The following is a 22995-nucleotide window of genomic DNA, read 5'->3' on the forward strand; positions in this document are numbered from 1 at the left end:
TTATCTAAATAATATTATTATTTAAATTAGACTGGAGGTATACTTTGAAACACGATAATGAAACAAGAGAAAATCTTCTGTCTAGTGCAAAAAAGGAATTTATGGAGAAGGGATATATGCAGGCTTCGCTTCGTAATATATGTAAGAATGCAGGTGTAACAACAGGAGCGTTATATTTCTTTTTTAAGGACAAAGAGGATTTGTTTGCAGCATTGGTGGAAGAGCCACTTTCGAAATTATATATGGTAATGAATGCACATTATCAAGAAGAAATAGAGCTAGTGAATACAGGAATGACAATGGTAGAAAACTTTTCAGAGGATTTGGAAACTGCAAAATTGATCATTCACTATATGTATCAGTATTATGATGTATTTCATCTTGTGCTGATGAAATCGCAAGGTTCAAGATATGAACAGAGTGTGGAGAAGTTTGTAGAAATCACAGAAAAGCATTATCGTCTGGTAGCGGATAAGATGGCTGTTAATGCGAATGTGAAACCAGTCAATGATTTTGTTATTCATTGGATTGCGCACACACAGATAGATATGTTTGCACATGTACTAACACATGCGGAATCAGAAGAGATGGCAATGAAACATATGGAGATAACGATTAAGTATCTGGTGTCAGGTTGGAATGGAATGTTTAGATAGAGGAATGTTTCATTTCAAAGTTATGGCTATGTAATACAATTATATTTTGTAAAGAAATTGTATTATGTAGCTATAAAAATAAATTTTAGATAACACTGTTATGTTGAGTAACTATATAGCAATTACGTTGAAAATATGTGTTGTGTACATACGATTTGACAAATTGTAGCGATAGACATAAAACATATTAATATATCTTTGAAGATTACAAAGAATTTGACAATTGAGTAAAAATTTATAGATTAAAAAGGAGGCTGATACTATGTATTTAGAAGTAAAAGATATGAAAAAAAGCTATGGAGAAAATGAAAGCTACGTTCAGGTTTTAAAAGGAATTACTACAGGAGTAGAGCAAGGAGAAATGTGTGTGATTCAAGGTGCAAGCGGTTCGGGAAAATCCACTTTCTTAAATTGCATCGGAGGGCTTGATACATTAGATTCTGGTTCTATTAAGGTAGATGGAAAAGAAATATTCGGATTAAAACCAGATAAATTATGCGACTATAGAAGAGATAATTTGGGCTTTATATTTCAATTTTATAATCTGATACCAAATCTTACGGTAAAAGAAAATATACAGGTGTGTGAGTATTTATCAAAGCAGCCATTAGATATCAATGAGCTGTTAGAAACCTTAGGATTGACAGAACACCAGAATAAACTTCCATCGCAATTATCAGGTGGGCAGCAGCAAAGATGTGCAATTGCCAGAGCATTGGTAAAGAATCCGAAATTACTTCTTTGTGATGAGCCAACAGGAGCACTGGACTCGAAGACATCAAGGGATATCCTAATTCTCTTAGAAAAGATTAACCAAAAGTACGGAACAACCATGCTAATTGTAACACACAACAACGCCATCAAAGATATGGTACATAAAGTGATTGTCATTAAAGACGGAGAAATTAGCAAAGAATACGAGAATGATGTTAGAGTGCCAGCGGCTGAATTGGAGGACTTGTAGAATGCAAAGGATACTAAGAAGGAGAATTTTTAGAGATTTAAAAGAGAATTTCTTACGTTATTTTGCTCTAGGTGCGTTAATTGCATTAGGAATGTATATGATTGTTAGTGTGGTGGGAGCAGCAGAAACAATTATCGTTGGAATGAAGGAAAATGGAATCGAAAATCATGTTGAAGATGGCGAGTTTGGAGTATTTGTTCCACTTACAAAAGAAGAGGAAGAAAAACTCATAGCAGAAGGACTAATCCTTGAGAACATGTTTTGTATGGATTTTAAACAAGAGGATAACAGTACTCTTCGAGTTTTTGCAAATCGAGAGAATATAAATCAAATCGTACTCAATAAAGGGAAGTTGGCACAGGACAAAAATGAAATTGTGTTAGAAAAGCGATACTGTGAAGAAAATGGTTTGCAGGTTGGTGACAAAGTAGAAATTGCAGGGATTCAATTTGAAATTACTGGAATTGGAACAGTACCAGATTATGAATCCGTATTGGAAAATCTATCTGACAGTGTAATAGACAGTAAAAAATTTGGTTTAGCATTTGTCGTGAATGAGGCATATACAAGTTTAAAAGAATCAGGAAAGAGTGAGAAATCCGAGCAATATCAATATGCGTATCTTTTAGATGATAGTATGTCGTATGAAGAATTAAAGAAAGAATTAAATACGATTAAGTTTAGTAAAGACGATGTGGATGATATTTATTTTCAAGAGTATTGGGATAATTCGATAGGTAAAAAAGATAAGTTAAAACAAGCAATGGAAGAGCTTGTAGATGGTTCGAAGGAGTTATCATCATCACTAAATGAAGCAAGTACATTTTATAAAGAGATACAGCCAATGGCAGAAGGAAGTGATGCACTTTATGATGGCATAAAAAAACTACAAGATAGTACAAATACACTTATGGATGAGTATTTTGATATCGATGTAAGTAATATGACATTTTTTCTAAAGGCAGATGACAATCCAAGGATAGGAACAGCGGCAGACGATAACAGAATTAATAAAGTAACAGGGCTTGTAGCTGGAATTATTGTGATGATTTTATTTACCTATGTAATTTCTGTATTTGTGATTCATGGAATTGAAAAGGAAAGCAGTGTGATAGGTGCATTATATGCGCTAGGAGTTAAGAAAAGGGACTTGATGGTGCATTATCTTGTACTTCCTGTTTTGATAACATGTATTGCAGGAGTAATTGGAACAGTTTTCGGTTTTAGTAAGTATGGGGTGTCAGTGCAAATGAGGGAATCCTACTCATACTTTTCAATGCCTGATTTGAAACGTATTTATCCAGTGTATTTATTAATCTATAGCTTAATTATGCCTTCCATTGTTGCTCTGCTTGTAAACTGTGCAGTAATACAAAAACGCCTTTCAGCACCGGCATTGAAATTAATAAAGAATGAACAAAAGGTTAGGAAAGCAACAAATGTTAATCTAGGGGATATGGGATTTGTAAGGAGATTTCAGATTAAGCAAATGATGCGAGAGGCAAGAACAGGAGTAACCGTAGTGTTTGGAATGTTCATTTCACTACTCATTATGATGATAGGAATTAACTGCTATGTTTTGTGTATGCATATCGGTAAGGAAAATAAAGAAGATATCCATTATGAATATATGTATACATATAAGTACCCAGAGGAAAAGATACCAGAAGGTGGGGAAGCATGTTATGCAAAGGTATTAAAAAAAGAAAGGTTTGGATATCATTTTGATGTAACGATTATGGGGATAGATAGGGATAATCCATATTTGGATGTGCAAGTAAAGGAAGGAAAGAATCAGCTTGTAGTTTCTAGTGCCATGGCGCAAAAGTATGGTCTGAAAGTTGGAGATCAAGTTGTATTAGCAGATGAAGAAGCCGAGGTTGACTATGCATTTCGAGTTAGTGAGATAATGCAATATTCAGTAGGATTATATGCATTTATGGATATTACTAGTATGCGGGAGTTGTTTTCTGTGGAAGACAATTACTACAATGTAGTACTTTCAGGCAAAGAACTTGATATCGAAAAAGGAAGATTGTATGCAACTACAACAAAAGAGGATATTAGCAAGGCTTCGGATATATTTATTGAGAAGATGCAGTCTTTGGTTATAATGATGTGTACGGTATCGGCAATTATCTTTGCAGTTGTTATGTATCTGATGTTAAAAGTGATGATAGATCGGTCGGCATTTCATATATCACTTGTAAAAATATTTGGATATAGAATGAAGGAGATTCGAAAGCTATATTTGAATGGTAATTTCATGATAGTTTCAATCGGGGCAGTGATATGCATTCCATTAGCAAAAATAATTATGGATGCTTTGTATCCGTATCTGGTGTCTAATGTGGCATGTGGGATTAATCTAAAATTTACGTGGCAGTTGTATGTTGGCATCTATGCTTTTGTAATTGTGTTGTATATGATAATTAATCAGATGTTGGTGGCGAGATTAAAGAAGATTGTTCCAGCGGAGGTGTTGAAGAATAGGGAGTAGATGGGCAAGTGAGAATCTAGTAAAATTAAGAGATTCCATGTCGTTTTGAGAGTGTTTTAAACAAAAAAATAGAACGCCGTCGTAACGCCGTCCTTACAAAAACAAAATTAAATGTTTTTTGATTCTGATAATATTATATATGTCTATGGAGGAAATGTCAAATCAAGAGAAAGAGAACTATTTTATTTTTTCGGAAGTCTCTAGTTGACGGGAGTATTTCCGATTGAAACTGTCAAGGATGTGTGCTAAAATTATTAAACGGAAAGTACCCATGACAGGGTGGTAGCCTCCCGAGCCAATGAAAACCGATTCATCGGAATACATAGGAAGGGAGGTGCGTAATCATGACAGCAGCGGATATCATTATGATATTTATAGGGATAATCAGTTTATTGATTTCTTTTGGTAGCTTGATTGTTGCGTTTCTTGCCTTTCTCGATAAGAGAAACAAGAGAAAAAAATAATGCCCACCCCGTCTGCAAACGGAATGGGCGCCTCTCAATGAGAGGTAACTAAGTCTTTTCTCGGGAGCATCCACTTTGGAGTGGGTGCTTTCTATATATTTAATATAACATAATTTATTAATCATTTCAAGTTCTTTCAGACCATCGCAACTCAACACACCTTGTTGTAGATGAGAATAGGTGTCTCAGATGTTTCAAAATCTTCAGAATATACATATTTCATTTTAATCAGCATCATTGAAAAATATAGATAATACGACAGGTAGACTATAAAGGTGGCAATACACAAATATAGAATTTTAGATTACTATTTTATAACAGATATTATTAAAATAAATTCAAACTTCGCTCAAAAAATGACTGAAGTTTTGAGCGGAGTTTAAGGTTTTAGAAAAAAGATATTATAAATCATTCAAATGTAATTTTACCATGCTCTTTCTCAAATTCATCAACGTGCTTTTTCATAAGGACTTCTATTTCACGATTAGCAGACCGAGCATTATAATCAGCTACAAAGCGAAATTTTTTTAGTAAATCAGTATCCGTTCTTAGTGTAAACTTTGCTATATCAGACCGCATAAAAAATACCTCCATCAATAAAGAATGACTTTATTATAACGACTAAATGACGGCTTAAAGAAGATTTGACGGCATGATGACGGCTGTAAAGTGCTGTATATTATACCTGATTTATATTTCCATGTTTTTCTTCAAATTCGTTAACGTGTTTTTTTATAAGGACTTCCATTTCACGATTGACGGACCGAGCATTATAATCGGCTACAAAACGAAACTTTTTAAGTAATTCAGAATCTATTCGCAAAGTGAATTTAGATAGTTGAAATGGCATCTATGTTCCCCCTTTTAATAAAATAGTATGACTTTATTATAATGCCTAAATGACGGCAAAATATTTATTGACGGCATTGTGGCGTCATATTATAATAGTAAGTGTGATTGTGTGAGTAGATTAGAAAAAGGAGGTTGACCTATATTGTGTGATATTAGTTTTTTAATATCACACAATATATGTGTATCTGAAAATGAATAGAAAAATAATAGATGATACCTTATTAGAAAAACTTTTTTCCGATAGATTAAGCCATGCTTTGGAATTAACATTGAATACAGATAAGGATTATCAAAAGGCTGTTCGGGAAGAAGATATTATGTATAAAAAGTTGGAAAAGGTGAAACTAAGCAAGAAACAGAAAAAGAAAGTTGAAAATGTTATTTCTGCAAATAATGCTTGTGGTGCAGCATATGGTAATGTTGCTTATAGACAAGGTTTTCATGATGCGGTAAAGCTTATAGCAGAACTGTCGGAATTCATATAACAATTATAGTTAGAATTTAAAATTGAATATGTAAAATGGAAGCAATCTGTCATAGAAACGGTTGCTTTTCTTTTATTCAAAACAAGAAATAAAATCAGATGGAACTGTTAGAAGATTAGTTTTGTTATAAATATTGTTGTCTAGAGATGGAAAAACGTATATAATTATGAATTGAATAAAATGAAACATACAATGAAAGAAGTGAAACTATGAATAACAGCAAACAAATGTCAGAAAAAATGATTGTAGGATTAATACTTGCCTGTGTTGGAGGGTTCCTTGATGCCTATACATATATTTGCAGAGGCGGTGTATTTGCGAACGCACAAACAGGAAATATCGTATTGTTTGGAGTACGAATAGCAGAGGGGAGATTACTTGGAAGTGTAAAGTATCTGATTCCTATTGTTGCATTTGTGATAGGAGTATTTATCGCAGAGATAATAAGGGAAGGATATAGAGACAAAGATGCAATTCACTGGAGACAGATTATCATTGCATTTGAGATCATTGTCATCTTAGGAATTACGTTTATACCAAAAGGAGGCTGGCATGATACTGTTGTCAATGTAATGGTATCGTTTGTATGCTCCTTACAAGTGCAAACTTTCCGTAAATTTAATGGAAATGCGATAGCAACTACAATGTGCACTGGAAATCTGCGAAGTGCAATGGAATGCTTATATAAATATATACATACAAAAGACAGAGATGCATTATCAAGCAGTCTTCAGTATTTGGTGATAATACTTCTATTTATTATAGGGGCAGCAGTTGGAGCGATAATGGCAAATGTTATTGGAACAAAAGCAATTGCACTTTCGTGCATTGGTTTGGGAAGTGTATTTTTACTTATGTTTCGTAAGCAAGCTTAGATGACCACTTGTTACCGTATATTTTTTTATTGAGCTTCTCTTCCTTCTGCACCCTCAATATCTACAATAAAGTCCTTAACCTTATTACCACATAGGGTATGAAAAACAATATTTCTAATTTAATATATCACTTTCGATGGCAAAAGCATTTATATAAAAGCTGCAAATTCACATGCGAATATGTTGTATAATTTGTGATGCATGTGTATAATATAGTTATTACAGAGAAATAAAATAATTATATTATGGATGGAGGAATTGATATGCCAAATATAAAGCCTATATCAGATTTGAGAAATTATACAGCAGTAATAAATGAAGTTGCATATGGTAATAGAGTTTATCTTACTCGTAATGGGCATGGACAGTGTGCTATTATAGATATGAAAGAACTTGATGAGTTAGACAAACAGAAAGCACTGTACCAACTTATGAATAAATTAAACGAAGCGGAAATTTCTATTCGGGAAGAAGGAACCATATCTGCAGATGAGTTAGAAGCAGAATTGGGGGTATAGAATTGAACAAAACAAAATAATTATTGTGGAGATGTTTGATGACAGAGAAGATTTTATATATAAGTTATTTGGTATTACGACAACATCTCAGGATTCAACTGATTATTGGAATGAATAGGAAACAGTCTACCTCCCCTCAATAAAAGAATGCTGCGCATCCACAAAAACATATTGTTATGTGGGGCGCAGCATTTTTACCTATAATATTCTATCTATGACAACTTAGCTTATAAACAGTAATTAATCATTACGAGTAAGTGAATAATATAAAACTACTTGTTTACGTCCACAAGGGCAGCTACAGCCTAAGAAAACAGTGTCTTCTTCTTTGAAGCAAACATGGAAGATAGGTGCAAAGAAATTAACTAGCCATAAGAAAAAGTTCAATTGGTCTTCAAGTTGGTCAGCGTTGCAATAAGTGAAAACTTTTGCGTACCATGATTTACATGTTCCATTTCTAAAATCCCAAGAGATATTGTAGTTGTCTTTTAAGACTTGTAGTACTTCTTCTTCTGATGCTCCATCTAATAATTCTAATAATGCCTCTTTGTTATACATAACATCAACTCCTTCTGGTTATAGTACATAATATTCCATAAAAACTTTTTTGGCACTACAAATCGACAAAATATTGAAAAGATAGTGTGAAGATATAAAATGACCAGTTCATACATTTTTCAAATAATTTTCACATATCCTACACCAAACAATCACAAACTTCGGTTACCATATAGCTATCAAGAACAAATATTATGATTTAAATAATCAAGGAGGTAGTAAGAAGTTTATGAAGAAGAAAGAGCCAAATAAGGAAGGTACCAGAGTGAAAGTAAAGAGCAAAGGCAAGTTTGGCAAGAAAAAAGTTATTATCATCTTTGCGTGTGTAGGTGTTTTAGCAATAGGAACGGTTGCGATTAACTTAAATAGTAAATCAGAAGCGGCAACAGAAACTGTTTATAAAGAAACAACTGCAACAAAAGGAAATCTAACAGTAGGCATTACAGAGAGTGGTAACACAGTACTTGGAACGCAAACGGTAGATTATGATATTACAGCAACAAGCAGCAGTACAAGTTCTAGTTCAAGTAGCTCAAGTCAATCGAATATGATGGGTGGTGCAAGTACAGGTTCAAGCTCAAGTAGTTCTTCAAGCACATCAACAACAATGCCTTCCTTAGAAGTGGAAGAAATCTATGTATCAGCAAGTGATTCGGTTACAGAAGGTGATGCAATTCTTAAAGTAACAGATGAAAGTTATAATTCAGTAAAGACATATCTAGAGCAAGCAGTAACAAGTGCAGAATTAGCACTTCAACAAGCAGAGATAAATCGTACATTAACAAAAACAACTGCAGATAGTGAGTACAAGTCGAATTCTTCCCAATCAGAATTAGCGCAGGAGACATATAACAATACAATTAAGAAGTTAGCAAATAGCGTAACAAGTGCACAACGCGAATTAACAAATACAAAGGAAAGCATTGCTTCGTATAAAAAGGCAATAAGTAATGATACATATTATACAGACTATAAAATTGATACACTTAAAAAAGCTGTGAAAACAAAGCAAAAAACAGTGGACACATTGACAGCGAAGGTAGAGAAGCTTGAGTCATCAAGTGCTGCATCAACATCAGTAGAAACAAAAGTAGAGCAGTCTGATGAAATATCGGGTAATACGTCTGGAACAAGTGAGTTAGAAACTTACAAAACACAGCTTCAACAAGCGGAACAAGAATTAGCAGCAGCAGAGCAGTCATACGATCAAGCATATGAAAAATATGAGTCAGCACTTGCACAAGCAAAGTCAGAATTAGAGAAATTACAGAATCAGTTAAACAGTGTACAGCTTTCATATGATGAAGCAGTAACAAACCAAAAGAAAGGAAAACTAGACGCACAAGCAACATTAGATGCTGCATTAGTGACAGCAAATAATGCATCTACATTACATGATATTGATTTAGATGGTATTGATGATGAAGTGACAACAGCAACAGAAACATTAGAAACAGCAACAGAACAACTTGAAAACTTTAATGCATTAGTAGTGGACGGAAAGATTGTAGCAAATTGTTCAGGCTTAGTAACTGCAGTTGGTTATGCAGTAGGAGATAGTATATCTTCTTCAACATCAATTGTAACAATTGCAGATGCTACAGAAGTTACAATAACGGTATCAGTAGACCAAGAAGATATCGCTTCTATCGCTGTAAATGATGAAGTAAATGTAGATTTAACTGCATATGCAGGCATAACATATACAGCAGTTGTATCAAGCATTTCAACAACAGCATCTTCGGATAACTCTTCTACAGTTACTTATCCAGTAGTTGTAACATTAACAGGTGATGTATCTGCAATCTATTCAGGTATGAGTGCTGATGTAACATTTGTAACGAAAGAAATGCAAGATGTATTATATGTGTCGAATAAAACGATTATAAATGATGGTACGAAGTCTTATGTAAAAGTAAAAGATTCCGATGGAACAATTAGAAAAGAAGAAGTAACAACTGGATTTTCTGATGGTAACAATGTGGAGATTCTTAGTGGAGTAACAGAAGGTGAGACAGTATTAATTGAAAGTCAGGTGAAGTCAAATTGAGGTTAAGCGAATTATTTAGGATTGTATGGCTAAATATTGTTCAGAATAAATTTAAAGTGCTTTTAACCTCAGTTGGTATCATTATTGGAGCAGCAACGATTGTAATGGTTATAGCTGTAGGAAAAGGTGGTCAACAAGAGGTTGCAAATCAGTTCAAAAATTTGAATGCAGGCTCGATAGATATTTCCTTTACTTCGAATACAGGAAATAAAGGAAGTAGTAGTTCAAGCGAAAGTTCCAGTGGTGGAATGAGCATGGGTGGTATGCCAAGTATGGGAAGCATGCCAGACATGGGAAGTATGCCATCAATGCCTTCGGGTAGTTCTAGTAGTCAAGGAAACTCATCAAGTTCCTCAGGCAGTTCAGGAGAGATGACAAGACCTGATTTCTCTAGTGGAGGTATGAGTGGCGGTCAAAATCCGTTTTCTGGAGGATTTACGATTGGTGGTTCGAATTCAGGCGTAGATGCAATGTTAAACAAAGAGAAAGTAACATTATCGGAAGAAGACGCCGAAGACATTGAGGTGTTTGTTCCAGACATTGATGCGGTATCTATTTCATTTAGTTCAAAAACAACGGTTACAGGTGGTGACTTAGAGGAAGACACAACCTACACAATTGCAGGAGTAAAGAATGCTTATGCAAGTATAAGTAATTTGTCGATGCAGATTGGTGATTTTATTACAGATAGCAATGATGAAAACAAAGAAAAAGTATGTATACTTGGATATGCAGTAGCGGAAGAAATATTTGGATCAGCCATAGATGCCTACGATAGCACAATCTATATAGATGGAAGACCATACGTTGTTAATGGTGTTTTAGATAAGATGGGTTCGGTGTCTTCGGGAATTAGCCCGGATGATTCTATCTTTATTCCATATAATACAGGTATCAAATACATAACAGGTACAGATGTTAGCCCAACGATTACCGTAATTGCATCAGATGTGAATAATGTAGATGTAGTGAAAACGAATATTGAAACAGTACTTGCAGAATCATATCCAAACACAACATTTACAATTAGTGATGCAGGGAGCAAAATGGAAGCAGCATCAAAATCAAATAGTACATTGACGATGTTATTAGTAGTGATGGCTGGAATTGTATTTGTTGTTGGTGGAATTGGTATTATGAATGTTTTGTTTGTATCGGTAAAGGAACGAACGAAAGAAATTGGTATCTTAAAAGCAATTGGTTGTTCCAAGAAAGATATCTTAATTGAATTCTTACTAGAAGCAAGTATGATTAGCGTGTTCGGTGGTGTGACAGGAGTTGCGGTTAGTTTCATTATTCTGCCAATTGCACAGCATTATGGTGTAAGTGTAGTAGCATCCGCTGCAGGAAGTGTAATTGCGATTCTGTTCGCAGTTGCTACAGGTACAGTATTCGGCTTCTATCCAGCATTAAAAGCAGCATCTTTAGTTCCAATTGAAGCTTTGACAGAAGAATAGGAGGAAGAAGGGATGCGTAAGAAAGTCATAAGTATGTTATTAATTTTAGCTGTAACGTTAGCAGGTTGTGGAAAAGACAGCAGTACGACGAATGCAGCAATTGATGGTGATTTAAAGTTGGCTGACAATCAAACATTACTAATTGCACAAGTATCCACAATTAATGGAAATGAGATTACATTAGCACTTGCGGAAGAAGTAGATTTAAGTAGTATGCAAGGTGGACGTGGAAATAGAGAGAGTACGTCGGGAAGTGAGAGTATTTCGGAAAATAGTAGTTCGAATACGTCAGAAGGAGCAGACACAGCGCAGAATTCTGAAGGAAGTACTTCACAAGAAGATAGACAGATGCCAAATGGAGGAATACCAAACAGTGATAGCTCTGTTAATGGTGAGATGTCAAGTGGAGGAATGCCAAGCGGACAAATGCCAAGCGGAGAAATGCCAAGTGGCAACATGCCAGATGGTTTCCCAGGTCAAGATACGGACAGCAGTTCAGATAGTAGCTCAAGTAAAGGTGGGAAATCAAGTTCCTCTAACACAGAAGATAGCAGCAAACAATCACGAGTGATGTATACGCTAACAGGAGAAGAGAAGACAATGCTAATACCAGTAGGAACACCTGTAACAACCCTACTTGGAACAGTTTCTACATTCTCAAGAATTGCAATTGATAATACGTTAAAAGTTGTTGTTGAGACAAATGAAGCAGGTGAAGAGGTTATTGTTGCGATTTATATTGTTGGATAGAAGTAACAGAAAACCATTTGGAAAGGAAAGAATAGTATGAGTACAGTAATCGAAATGAAAAATATATGCAAGAGCTACCAAATGGGCAGTGAATCGTTGAAAATTCTAAAGGATGTAAGTCTTACTGTAGAGAAAGGAGAGTATGTTGCCATATTAGGTCCATCAGGTTCAGGAAAATCAACGCTCATGAACATGATTGGTTGTATGGATCACTTTGATTCTGGAGAATACTTCTTGAATGATATTGCAATACATGATGCAAAGGAAAAACATCTGAATCGTATCCGTAATCAAGAGATCGGTTTTATCTTTCAGAAATATCATTTAATACCAACATATACAGTGCTTCAAAATATTGTAATGCCTCTTCTTACAAGAGGAGAGACCTTAGCATGGGCAACAGAAGAATGCCAAGAAACAACGAAGATGTTAGGACTAGAGGATCGTCTTAGTCATAGACCAAGTGAACTTTCTGGTGGACAGCAGCAAAGGGTTGCAATTGCGAGAGCGCTAGTTGGAAATCCAGCAATTTTACTTGCTGATGAGCCAACAGGTGCTCTAGATCAACAAACAGGTCAAGAAGTACTAGCATTGTTTAAGAAATTAAATGATTTAGGAAATACAATTATTATGATTACACATGATTTGAAAGTAGCAGAACATGCCGATCGAATTGTTCGAATCATTGATGGAGAATTATTCGAAGATGGAATGACAGCATAGAAGTTAATAAAAATTCAATAAAGGACTCAATAAAAATCGGTGTGTGAAACGCTTATAAGAAGTGTTTTATACACCGATTTTTTTAAAATAATGCACATTTTGCTTTTGTTTCAAAAAAAGAACAAAAAATACTGTAATTTCCTTCGATTTATATTTGCTAAATTGTAAATAGATTATTATAATGTTGAATAGTGTGTTATTAACAGAAACAAGATAAAAATAATACGAAGTAAATAAAAAAATAAAAAGAGGTTAGATTATGGAAAAGAATTATTATACGCAAAGTGAAATCGTTGAAAATGCAATTAACGATTACACACACAAAGCAAATTACTCATTTATGAAAGTCGTAATATACGGACTTCTTGCAGGTATGTTTATTGCGATTGGAGCACAAGGAAGTTTATTAGCAATTCATAATATTGCAGATCCAGGTGTTGCAAAAACAGTAGCAGGTGTTGTATTCCCTGTTGGATTAATGTTAGTTGTTATTATTGGTGGACAATTGTTTACTGGTAACTGCCTATTGTTTATGGCAGGTTGGGACAAGAAGGTTACATGGTCAAAGGTTGCAAAGAATCTTACAATCGTTTGGGTAGCGAATATAATTGGTGCGATATTTATTGCAGCGATGTGCTATTTTTCAGGACAATTTGATTTTAATCATGGTGCATTAGGAGCATATACAATTAAAAATGCAGTTGCAAAGGCAAATGTAGAACCATTCCCAGGATTCTTATCTGGTATCCTGTGTAATATTCTTGTTGCAGGTGCAATTTTAGTTGGCGGTTGTGCACAAGATGCAGTAGGAAAAATCTTTGGTATCTTCTTCCCTATCTTTGTATTCGTAATTTCAGGTTTTGAGCATTGTATCGCAAATGCGTATTATTTACCAGCAGGTTTACTTGCAGCAAGAAACAGTGAATATGTTGAGATAGCAAAGGAAACATATCATTTGACAGCAGAACAGATTAATTCATTGACAGTATCCAATGCATTTTTTCATAATATAGTTCCAGTAACGATTGGTAATATTGTTGGTGGTGGAGTTATTCTTAGTGGAGCAATGTTCTTACTACATAGATCGAAAAAGCTAAAATAAGGTGATGATACTAGGATTGTGGGTGCATGAAATAAGTAGCAATCCGTGCTATCGTTCAAGAACAGGAGATATGATTTGCAAGAAAAGATAGCAAAATTATTAGAAGAATATAATATGACATTTGGTGACTTAGCAGAGAACCTTGGAATCAGTAAACAGACGTTAACAAAGAAAGTACAAGGGAAATTAGACTGGACATATCCAGAGATGGAGAAGTTAATTAAGGTTTTTCAAATCAAAGATCCACAGGAGTTTTTCTTTTAATAAAAGAGTTTCCTAATTGTCTAAAAACCATAAGAAAGTGAGGCAACAAAATGAATTTTCGTATTGCAATTTGCGATGATAGTAAAGCAGATACTGATTATATATCTACGATGGTATCTAATTGGGCAGAGCTATCACATAATAAAGTAAATATAAAAACATTTACTTCAGCAGAAGAGTTTCTTTTTCATTATGCAGATAATACGGATTATGATATTTTGTTGCTTGATATTGAAATGGGAAAGATGGATGGCATAGAGCTTGCAAAGAAAATCCGTGATGAAAATAATTCGATTCAGATTGTTTTCATCACGGGTTTTCCTGATTTTATCGCCGAAGGTTATGAGGTATCAGCACTGCATTATCTGATAAAACCAGTACCAGCAGATAAATTATGGAGAGTGCTTGATAAAGCGGCACAGAATCTTCAAAAGTTTGCAAAACACGTGATTTTTAATCTTGGTGGTAAAACGATACGTGTTGAAGTATGCAATATCGTCTTAATAGAAGCATTTGCACATTCATGTACTGTTACAACAACAAGTGATGAATTTCAAATTAGAACAAGTATATCAGATATAGAGAAGATGTTTGGGGATGAGTTTATTCGTTGCCATCGTTCCTATATTGTTGGAATTCGATATATCAAGAGTATTTCAAAGACAGAGATAATCCTTGATAATGGGATTACAGTTCCATTGTCACGAAACAATTATAATATGGTGAATCAAGCATTTATTCGCTATTTTAGAGAAATTATATGAAGAGAAATTCTCAAAATTGTTGTTTGAGGCATAAAATTTGTAACATGTTTAGAAAGGCAAGGTTACTAAGATGAAATTTACAAATCTACTTTTTGGGCGTATGATTGAACGCCGTATTGTGGAATACCAGAATGACCTTATTACAAAACATTATGATGAAGTACAGAATATCTATAAAACAATGCGTGGTTGGCGACATGATTATCATAATCACATCCAAACACTTCTAGCTCTATCTGGGAATGAGGAGCAGGTACGTGAATATCTGCTCAAGTTAAATGACGATTTGACAATGGTTGATACTGTTATTAAAACAGGAAATATCATGGTCGATGCAATTCTAAACAGCAAATTATCGCTGATTAAATCCAAACATATTACTGTAAATGCGAAAGCAGTTGTGCCAGCAGAATTAAAAATATCTGAGATTGACCTTTGCGCCATTATTGGCAATTTGCTTGAAAATGCGATGGAAGCATGTTTGAAGCAAGCTGAAGATGATGAAAGTAATAAAGATAATAAAAATAGCGAACAATTCATCCGTGTATTTATCGGTGTGTTAAAAGGGCAACTATATATATCAGTATCAAACTCTGTTCGTGGAGTAGTTAAGAAATCAGGAAAGACGTATCTATCAACAAAGGACAGTGCAGGTCATGGCTTTGGACTTATGCGTGTTGATCGAATTGTTGATAAATACGATGGTTACATCAATCGACAGAACGAAGAAGGTGTGTTTGCAACAGAGATTATGCTTCCACTGTAAACAGAAATCCATTCGTGTTCGAATTTTTACCATTCGTGCAAAAACTATCTTAATGATAGTAGTTTATGGTACGATAGCGGCAAGAGGTGAGTAAATTGAAAACAAAGAAATTATCAAATGAATTAAATGCCAAAGAGTACTCTATCACAAAAAATATTCTTTTTTGCCTGAAAAATACATTAGAGTGCTATCCCCTGTTACTTCTATGGTGCGGTCTGGCAGTTGTCGTGAATGTAATGTTACCAGTACTTGCAATCTTTTTGCCGAAGGTTGTGATTGAGAAAATTACAAATGGAAGCAGTGTAGAGGAACTAATTATTACTACATTGGTATTTATGCTGAGTACGGCTGTTTTACTTGGAGTGAAACGCTTTTTTGAAAAATATATATCCTTTCAGAAGTTTCGAATGAATACGTTTTACACATGTAAAGTTGCAAATAAAGGATTGACGACGGATTATTGTAATCAGGAAAAGGAGTATTTTCGGAAATTACAAACGGAAAGTTTTGGCTGTTGTAACGGTCACTATTCTCCGTTGACACAGATTTATGATATTGGTATTGCATTACTTTCCAATGCACTTGGGTTTCTTGTATACTTTGGAATACTTGTGAAGCTGAATATTTTTGTCGTGCTATTTTTGATTGCGACTACGATAGTCAGCTATTTTTTAAACAAGCGTATCGTTCAATGGTTGACAGATAACAACAGAGAAAAGATAGGATATGAGCAAAGAACGAATTATATCAATGATGTCTCTGGCGATATCTGGTCAGCAAAAGATATTAGGCTTTACAATATGTCTATATGGTTTGAGAAGATTTATCATAGTAATATGAAAGGCTTGGCAAGCTGGTACAGACGTTTTACAGCAAAAGTTTTTAAGGTATCCGCCGTTGATAGTATATTGTCACTACTTCGTGAGTGTGTTGCCTATGCCTATCTTTTATATCTTGTGTTGTCATCAAAAATTGGTGTAGCAGATTTCGTGCTGTACTTTGGTGTAATCACTGGCTTCTCTATGTGGTTAGGTGGAATTTTAGGACAGGTTAATACATTAAATCGAATCAACTTAGCAGTTAATTATCTTCGCAACTATCTTGAATATCCAGAACATTATACAAGAGATGGAGGCATTGAAACAAACAACATTATGGAATGCCCTAAAACGATTGAACTAAAAAATGTTAGCTATCGTTATGAAGGTGCAGAACATGATACGCTCCAACATATTAACCTAACAATTAATCCAATGGAGCATCTTGCCATCGTAGGGCTAAATGGTGCAGGGAAGACGACACTTGTTAAGCTCATTTGTGGATTAATTGACCCTACAGAAGGGGTTGTACTGTATGATGGAATTGATGTAAAGGAATACAACCGCCGTAGTTATTATAGATTATTTTCAGTGGTATTTCAGCAGTTTTCCATTATGCCCGTGACGATTGAAGAAATTGTTGCAGAAACAGTTACGGAATGTATTGATAGTAAAAGAGTTGAACTGTGCTTACATCAGGCAGGACTTTGGGATAAGATTTCTTATCTTACAAAAGGTACAAAGAGCGAGTTTGGAAAAGCAATTTATGATGATGGTGTTGAGTTCTCAGGTGGTGAAATACAAAAATTACTGCTTGCACGTGCATTGTATAAATCTGCACCAGTAATGATTCTTGATGAACCAACGGCGGCACTTGATCCTATAGCAGAGAGCAGGCTTTATGAAACCTATAACCAAATCATGCAGGAGTATTCTTCTGTTTTTATATCTCACAGACTTGCTTCCACACGTTTTTGTAATCGAATTCTGCTAATTGACAATGGAAAGCTAATCGAAGAGGGAACTCATGAAAGTTTGCTTTCTCAAAAGGGAATCTATTACGATTTGTTTGAAACACAGGCAAAGTATTATCGTGAACATCAGAGTGATGAGGTGGATTTAGATTACAAAGAGAATGTAAATTACAAAGAAAGTTCAAACTGCAAAGAGAATTCAAATAGTAAACAGAATTCAAATGGTGAGGGGGCGATGCAGGAATGAAAAAATTAACGATAAGGGAGCGTGTAAAGATTACCACACGAGGCTGGAGCATCTTAAATAAATATTGTCCAGGACTTGCTCAAGGGAAAGCCTTGTCTGCACTTGTTGTATCACTTCAACCATTTGTATCTATCTGGTTTTCTGCACAGATTATTAATGAAATATCTAGTCAGCGTAGAATAAATATGTTGATTTTGTATGTCTGTTTTGTTGTCTTAATAAACCTAGCAACATCGGTTCTACGAAATATAATTGATAAAATAACAAGCGAAAAGGAATCGCAGATGTGGAGTTTCTTCCGTAAGATATTCACAGACAAGCAAATGTCAATGGATTATGTGGATATTGAAAATGCAGAAATCCAACATCAAAGAAAAAAGGCAGAAGAGAATTTGTTTATGTTTGCGAATGGTCTTGGTCAGTTAGTGTGGGGAATTACTGGACTTGTGACAGCGTTAACGACTGTTATAGTATCTGTTTTAATGACAGTGACGTTATTCACACAAGCAACAGGAAATCGTGTGATGGATTCACCACTTTGGATTGCTTTATTGTTTGTCTGTATCTTGCTTGGGGGACGGTGCAGTTCCAAAGCGAATAGTAAGGAAAACGAGATTTTAGAAGAGTGGAGTAATGGAACAGTATGGTTCAATCGGGCATTTAGCTTCTTTGGACGTGATTTATATATGAATCCAGAACGTGCCAAGGATGTTAGAATGTATGAGCAAAACTTGATTGCTGATTGTGTATTAAAGAGGCTTTTACAGCACAATGTAGAGGATGATAACCATATATTCAAGATGTCAATGTGCTCCTTGTTGGCGGGTTTTGTTACGGATATCTTTAATGCACTATGTTATCTGTTTGTTGTGTTGAAAGCATTTTTTGGAGCATTTGGTGTTGGAAGCATTGTTCAGTATGTAGGTGTTCTCACACGCCTAGGAACAGGCATACAAGATATCATGTTCGTTCTTACAGATAATGGGGTGTATTGTTCACATCTGCAAGGGTTATTTGAATTCCTTGATATACCGAACAAGAAGTACCAAGGGACGTTACCTATTGAAAAACGAGCATTCTGCGATGGTGGAGATAATGATTATGAAATCGAATTCCGTGATGTGTCCTTTCGATATCATGAATCTGATGAATATGCACTACGTCATGTCAGTATGAAAATCCGTATTGGGGAACGTCTTGCAGTAGTGGGGATGAATGGGAGTGGAAAAACAACATTTATTAAACTACTTTGCCGACTATATGACCCTACAGAAGGTGAAATTCTACTCAATGGTATTGATATCAAAAAGTATGATTATGATGAGTATATGAGTATTTTTTCCGTTGTGTTTCAGGATTTTAAACTATTCTCATTCAGCCTAGCTCAGAATGTTGCGGTAAGTATGGATTACGATAAATCTCAGGTGAAAGATTGCCTAAAGGAAGCTGGATTTGGAACACGTCTAGCTGAAATGCCAAGTGGTGTTGAGACTTACATGTATAAGGATTTTGAAGAAAAGGGAGTTGAAGTTTCTGGCGGAGAAGCGCAAAAAATTGCTCTTGCCCGTGCCCTCTATAAGGATGCCCCATTTATGATTCTTGATGAACCAACGGCGGCACTTGACCCTATTGCAGAGTATGAAATCTATTCAAAGTTTAATAAAATTATCGCGAGCAAGACGGCAATCTATATTAGTCATCGACTATCAAGTTGTCGGTTTTGTGATGATATCGTTGTGTTTGATAAAGGGCAGATTGTGCAGAGGGGAAGTCATGGTGAACTTGTTGGGGAGGAGCAGGGGAAATATTATGAGTTGTGGTATGCGCAAGCGCAGTATTATGCCTAAAAACATCTTGACTTTGACACCGTGCCATGTTTAAAATTAACATAGGAAGATAACGAAGTAACTCATTAAGATACGTTATTTGAGACGAGTTCAAAGTGCGTCATTGTCCTAAAAAAGAAAATGAAATGAGGAAACATATGGAATCAAAATCAATCAGTCAGGTGTCAAGTGATTACGGAATTTCTGCAAGAAGCTACAATGAGAAAAAAGATTTATCAGACGTCTGCAATTATATGAAAGCCATTGTTGTTTCGGATATACCAGATGATTTTGTTATAGCAGAGAATTTTAGATATGGCTTGTCTGATACAGAATTAAACGCAGGAATAACCGCATTTCGTAAGTTTTTATATATTCTATATGACAAGTTGGTTGCAGATAAGGATAAAATAGATATAGAAACTAGCAAAAATTTTGCACCAGATTCCGTTGATGGATTAATGCATGTGTGTTGTGAAGGTTCTGTTCATAAGTGCTTTCCGGTAATCAATGACCTTGCTGTTATTTTATTCAACCTTGGTTATCGTGGCAAACTGGAAACAAAACTAGAATATAAACTACTCTTAACAGTTAATGATTTACTTACGCCGTTTGACCATAAGAATGAAAAATATAATTCATTTATAAATATACCAAACTAACGAAAAACAGAGTTGTTTCAAATTCTGTCAGTACTTGGTTTTATATTTGAGGGTGTTGATTTATCAAAGGAAATTGATTTCACAAAAATAGAAACTTTTTATGTAAAACATGAGAATAATGCCTATCTGCCCCTTGGGCTGAAACTTCTTGCTGAGGCTCAAACAAAGAAGAAAACTGCTTACTATAACTTAAAAGCAGAGTTTATGCGCTGTGATTTTTATCCGCTTGCCAATAAGAGTGCAAGGGTGAAAGAATTGAATTTCAATTTGTTCCTTAATCCTCATCCGCAGGAAATTAGGGAGTGGATTATTAGCATGGATAATTTTTTAACAACTAATGGTTGTAGCGTCACTAGTGAGATTAACAATTTTAATTCAAACCTTATTCTTACTTACACCTCTCGTAGAACCAAAGAAAAGATATGTAAGATAAGTATGGGGATAGAGGGCTGTAAGGTATTTCCTTTTGGGGGTCACTTTGCATGTGAAGACAATATAATAAAATATCTTCCTGAAAATATGTTAACTCCTTTGACTGACGGGAAACATGAATGTACTGGTTGTGCAACGAAAAGACCAGATTTAGTGGAGCACAATATAAGGTACACGATTAACGGAAAATCATACAGAAGATGCCATGGGCAAGGCTTTGGTTTTACCTTGGAGAAAACCGAGGAACGAGAATTAGTTGAAAAGTGGATTATGATGGAAATTGAGTATTGAAACCTATGGACAAAGAAGCAACCGCAGAACTATGATTCACAGAATGAAAATAAAATATTAGTATGTTTTGAAAAGATAGGAGAAGTACTAGTTACTTGCTATATACAGAAAGGTTATATGGTTAATGATTTCTACTGTGATATTAGGAATTGGGCATATAGGAATACATCTACAACATCGTAAGGAAATTGATACTTCCGAGTAAGAGGTTGCATGATAACAAAAGAATAGTGTAATAAATAAAAGCCTCAACTCAAATAGAATGATATTATTATCACTATTTGAGTTGAGGTTTTTATTTATATAAGTGTTTCTGTAAGATAAAAAGAACGTATTAATTATTTAATTCCTTATAACGAAAGGATTACCGTTAGGATAGCTTAAGAAAAACACTTCATTAGATTCAGTTCCATCATAAGGATTAGTAATAGAAGCCTTTTCATCAAGAGTATTTTCCCCCAATGCAAAATCAAAAAATCCCACCATACTACGAATAAATTAAATATAGTGCTAATAGAATGTATTATTGAGGAATAAATTAGAAAGCGTTTTTTCTCAATAAGAAGAAGTTGAAAGAAAATAAATATAAAGGAGAACATGCAACCCAAAGGCTCTTTCAACTATATGTGTTTGGGCGGTATCATAGGAAGATTTTTGATATGCATGGGTATAAAGATGACAATCTATGAGAACTTAATTAACAAAAAAGACAAGTTGGCAATTATTGGACTAGGTTATGTGGGATTACCTTTGGCAGTATCATTTGCGGAAAAGGTGGAGGTCATAGGGTTTGACATAAACCAAAGGAAGATAGAGCAGTATCGGCAAGGAATGGATGAGACTAAGGAGGTGGGAAATAGCAGGATAAAGCTAAGTAGTATTGAATTTGCAGATGATGAAAAGCAATTACAAGAAGTAAAATTCTTTATTGTAGCAGTTCCAACTCCTGTAAAATCAGACAAGACACCTGAATTGTCACCAGTAAAAGGTGCATGTGAAATAGTAGGCCGTCATCTACAAAAGGGAAGTGTAGTAGTGTTTGAATCAACCGTATATCCAGGAGTTACCGAAGATGTATGCATACCAATATTGGAACAGGTATCAGGGCTTATATGTGGTCAGGATTTTGGAGTTGGCTATTCTCCAGAGCGAATTAATCCAGGTGATCCTGTACATAGAGTGCATAACATTGTAAAGATTGTATCAGGAATAAATAAAGAGATACTTGAAGAGATAGCCAAAGTATATGAACTTGTAGTGAAAGAGGGCGTATATCGGGCTTCTTCAATTAAAGTGGCAGAGGCGGCGAAACTAGCAGAGAATGCACAGCGAGATATCAATATAGCATTTATGAATGAGTTGGCAGTTGTATTTGAACGTATGGGAATCTGTACATATGAGGTAGTTCAAGCGATGAATACAAAATGGAATGCGCTAGGATTTACACCAGGATTAGTAGGTGGACATTGTATCGGGGTAGACCCGTATTATTTTATATACAAGGCATCGAAGATGAACTATCACTCGCCATTGATATCTGCTGGGCGCAAGATTAATAATGACATGGGAAGATTTATTGCAGATATTACCGTAAAGCAGATGATACAAGCAGGAAAACGTATAAAAGGTTCAAGAGTCTGCATTCTTGGTGTTACCTTTAAGGAGAACTGTCCGGATATTCGTAATACAAGGGTACTAGATATTATTGCAAGACTACGTGAATTTGAGATTCAGACTGTAATAGTAGACCCTGAGGCAAATGAGGAAGAATTAGAGATGGAATATGGTATAAAGCTTGTACCATTAGATGAGGTAAAGGAAGTAGACTGTGTTATTGTAGCAGTTGCACATGAAGCATTTCAAAGGTTAGAAGTAGAAGCATACGACAGCTTATTTAAGAATGATACTTCGGAAGAGAAGGTGTTTATTGATGTGAAGAGTATTATGGATCGAGAGGAAATGAAGAAGAATGGATACTCGTATTGGAGTTTATAGGG

At 35.0% G+C, this 22995-nt stretch carries 23 protein-coding genes; 20 read left to right on the plus strand and 3 right to left on the minus strand.

Annotated features, from left to right (window positions below):
* The first annotated feature begins 44 nt into the window (after positions 1–44).
* The 4 genes from RMR19_RS14655 (at position 45) to RMR19_RS14670 (ending at position 4584) form a co-directional block, all read left to right on the plus strand.
* On the plus strand, positions 45–656 hold the full coding sequence (locus RMR19_RS14655) for a TetR/AcrR family transcriptional regulator (protein WP_310604240.1): 612 nt from the start codon (positions 45–47) through the stop codon (positions 654–656).
* A 262-nt stretch (positions 657–918) separates the two neighbouring features.
* A complete protein-coding gene (locus tag RMR19_RS14660; protein WP_310604241.1) occupies positions 919–1620 on the plus strand; it encodes an ABC transporter ATP-binding protein in 702 nt (233 codons plus the stop codon).
* A 1-nt stretch (position 1621) separates the two neighbouring features.
* On the plus strand, positions 1622–4120 hold the full coding sequence (locus RMR19_RS14665) for an FtsX-like permease family protein (protein WP_310604242.1): 2499 nt from the start codon (positions 1622–1624) through the stop codon (positions 4118–4120).
* 344 nt (positions 4121–4464) lie between these two features.
* Positions 4465–4584 (plus strand): putative holin-like toxin, encoded by a 120-nt coding sequence (locus tag RMR19_RS14670; protein WP_310604243.1) that lies wholly within the window; start codon positions 4465–4467, stop codon positions 4582–4584.
* Between the two features lie 408 nt (positions 4585–4992).
* On the opposite strand, the gene RMR19_RS14675 is transcribed toward RMR19_RS14670, so the two are convergent.
* Together RMR19_RS14675 and RMR19_RS14680 are read right to left on the minus strand one after the other, a co-directional pair.
* The gene (locus RMR19_RS14675; protein WP_310604244.1) at positions 4993–5163 is read right to left on the minus strand and encodes an Arc family DNA-binding protein; all 171 of its coding nucleotides are present in this window, start codon (positions 5161–5163) and stop codon (positions 4993–4995) included.
* Positions 5164–5263: 100 nt separating this feature from the next.
* Entirely contained in the window at positions 5264–5434 is a 171-nt protein-coding gene (locus RMR19_RS14680) for an Arc family DNA-binding protein (RefSeq protein ID WP_310604245.1), read from the minus strand.
* Positions 5435–5627: 193 nt separating this feature from the next.
* On the opposite strand from RMR19_RS14680, the gene RMR19_RS14685 reads away from it, so the two are divergent.
* The 3 genes from RMR19_RS14685 (at position 5628) to RMR19_RS14695 (ending at position 7314) form a co-directional block, all read left to right on the plus strand.
* Positions 5628–5921, plus strand: coding sequence for a DUF6809 family protein (locus RMR19_RS14685; protein ID WP_310604246.1), 294 nt, complete (start codon positions 5628–5630; stop codon positions 5919–5921).
* Between the two features lie 209 nt (positions 5922–6130).
* The gene (locus tag RMR19_RS14690) at positions 6131–6796 is read left to right on the plus strand and encodes a YoaK family protein (RefSeq protein WP_310604247.1); all 666 of its coding nucleotides are present in this window, start codon (positions 6131–6133) and stop codon (positions 6794–6796) included.
* 263 nt (positions 6797–7059) lie between these two features.
* Positions 7060–7314: a type II toxin-antitoxin system prevent-host-death family antitoxin gene (locus RMR19_RS14695; RefSeq protein WP_310604248.1), complete on the plus strand. Its 255-nt coding sequence runs from the start codon at positions 7060–7062 to the stop codon at positions 7312–7314.
* 240 nt (positions 7315–7554) lie between these two features.
* Here the strand turns inward: RMR19_RS14695 and RMR19_RS14700 are convergent, their stop codons facing one another.
* Positions 7555–7872 (minus strand): hypothetical protein, encoded by a 318-nt coding sequence (locus tag RMR19_RS14700; RefSeq protein ID WP_310604249.1) that lies wholly within the window; start codon positions 7870–7872, stop codon positions 7555–7557.
* 229 nt (positions 7873–8101) lie between these two features.
* Between RMR19_RS14700 and RMR19_RS14705 the strand changes: the two genes are divergently transcribed.
* From RMR19_RS14705 to RMR19_RS14770, 13 genes are all read left to right on the plus strand, one after another.
* Complete coding sequence (locus RMR19_RS14705; RefSeq protein ID WP_310604250.1) at positions 8102–9922, plus strand: efflux RND transporter periplasmic adaptor subunit; 1821 nt, start codon at positions 8102–8104, stop codon at positions 9920–9922.
* A complete protein-coding gene (locus RMR19_RS14710) occupies positions 9919–11379 on the plus strand; it encodes an ABC transporter permease (protein WP_310604251.1) in 1461 nt (486 codons plus the stop codon). Before RMR19_RS14705 ends, RMR19_RS14710 begins: the two co-directional genes overlap by 4 nt.
* A gap of 12 nt (positions 11380–11391) precedes the next feature.
* Positions 11392–12129, plus strand: a complete 738-nt coding sequence (locus tag RMR19_RS14715) for a hypothetical protein (RefSeq protein ID WP_310604252.1) — start codon at positions 11392–11394, stop codon at positions 12127–12129.
* Between the two features lie 36 nt (positions 12130–12165).
* A complete protein-coding gene (locus tag RMR19_RS14720; RefSeq protein WP_310604253.1) occupies positions 12166–12852 on the plus strand; it encodes an ABC transporter ATP-binding protein in 687 nt (228 codons plus the stop codon).
* A gap of 259 nt (positions 12853–13111) precedes the next feature.
* The gene (locus RMR19_RS14725) at positions 13112–13954 is read left to right on the plus strand and encodes a formate/nitrite transporter family protein (protein ID WP_310604254.1); all 843 of its coding nucleotides are present in this window, start codon (positions 13112–13114) and stop codon (positions 13952–13954) included.
* Between the two features lie 75 nt (positions 13955–14029).
* On the plus strand, positions 14030–14218 hold the full coding sequence (locus RMR19_RS14730; protein ID WP_310604255.1) for a helix-turn-helix domain-containing protein: 189 nt from the start codon (positions 14030–14032) through the stop codon (positions 14216–14218).
* Positions 14219–14268: 50 nt separating this feature from the next.
* Positions 14269–14982: a LytR/AlgR family response regulator transcription factor gene (locus tag RMR19_RS14735; protein ID WP_310604256.1), complete on the plus strand. Its 714-nt coding sequence runs from the start codon at positions 14269–14271 to the stop codon at positions 14980–14982.
* Positions 14983–15052: 70 nt separating this feature from the next.
* The gene (locus RMR19_RS14740) at positions 15053–15748 is read left to right on the plus strand and encodes a sensor histidine kinase (RefSeq protein ID WP_310604257.1); all 696 of its coding nucleotides are present in this window, start codon (positions 15053–15055) and stop codon (positions 15746–15748) included.
* A 95-nt stretch (positions 15749–15843) separates the two neighbouring features.
* Complete coding sequence (locus tag RMR19_RS14745; protein ID WP_310604258.1) at positions 15844–17787, plus strand: ABC transporter ATP-binding protein; 1944 nt, start codon at positions 15844–15846, stop codon at positions 17785–17787.
* Positions 17784–19634 carry an ABC transporter ATP-binding protein gene (locus tag RMR19_RS14750; RefSeq protein WP_310604259.1) on the plus strand — a complete coding sequence of 617 codons (1851 nt, stop codon included), beginning with the start codon at positions 17784–17786 and terminating at the stop codon, positions 19632–19634. The genes RMR19_RS14745 and RMR19_RS14750 overlap by 4 nt, the downstream gene beginning before the upstream one ends.
* Before the next feature lie 137 nt (positions 19635–19771).
* Positions 19772–20275 carry a hypothetical protein gene (locus RMR19_RS14755; protein WP_310604260.1) on the plus strand — a complete coding sequence of 168 codons (504 nt, stop codon included), beginning with the start codon at positions 19772–19774 and terminating at the stop codon, positions 20273–20275.
* 12 nt (positions 20276–20287) lie between these two features.
* On the plus strand, positions 20288–20998 hold the full coding sequence (locus tag RMR19_RS14760) for a hypothetical protein (RefSeq protein ID WP_310604261.1): 711 nt from the start codon (positions 20288–20290) through the stop codon (positions 20996–20998).
* A gap of 663 nt (positions 20999–21661) precedes the next feature.
* The gene (locus RMR19_RS14770; protein WP_331654749.1) at positions 21662–22993 is read left to right on the plus strand and encodes a nucleotide sugar dehydrogenase; all 1332 of its coding nucleotides are present in this window, start codon (positions 21662–21664) and stop codon (positions 22991–22993) included.
* Positions 22994–22995 lie beyond the last annotated feature (2 nt).

The sequence above is a fragment of the Anaerosporobacter sp. genome (genome assembly GCF_031551385.1).
GTDB lineage: Bacteria > Bacillota > Clostridia > Lachnospirales > Lachnospiraceae > Anaerosporobacter.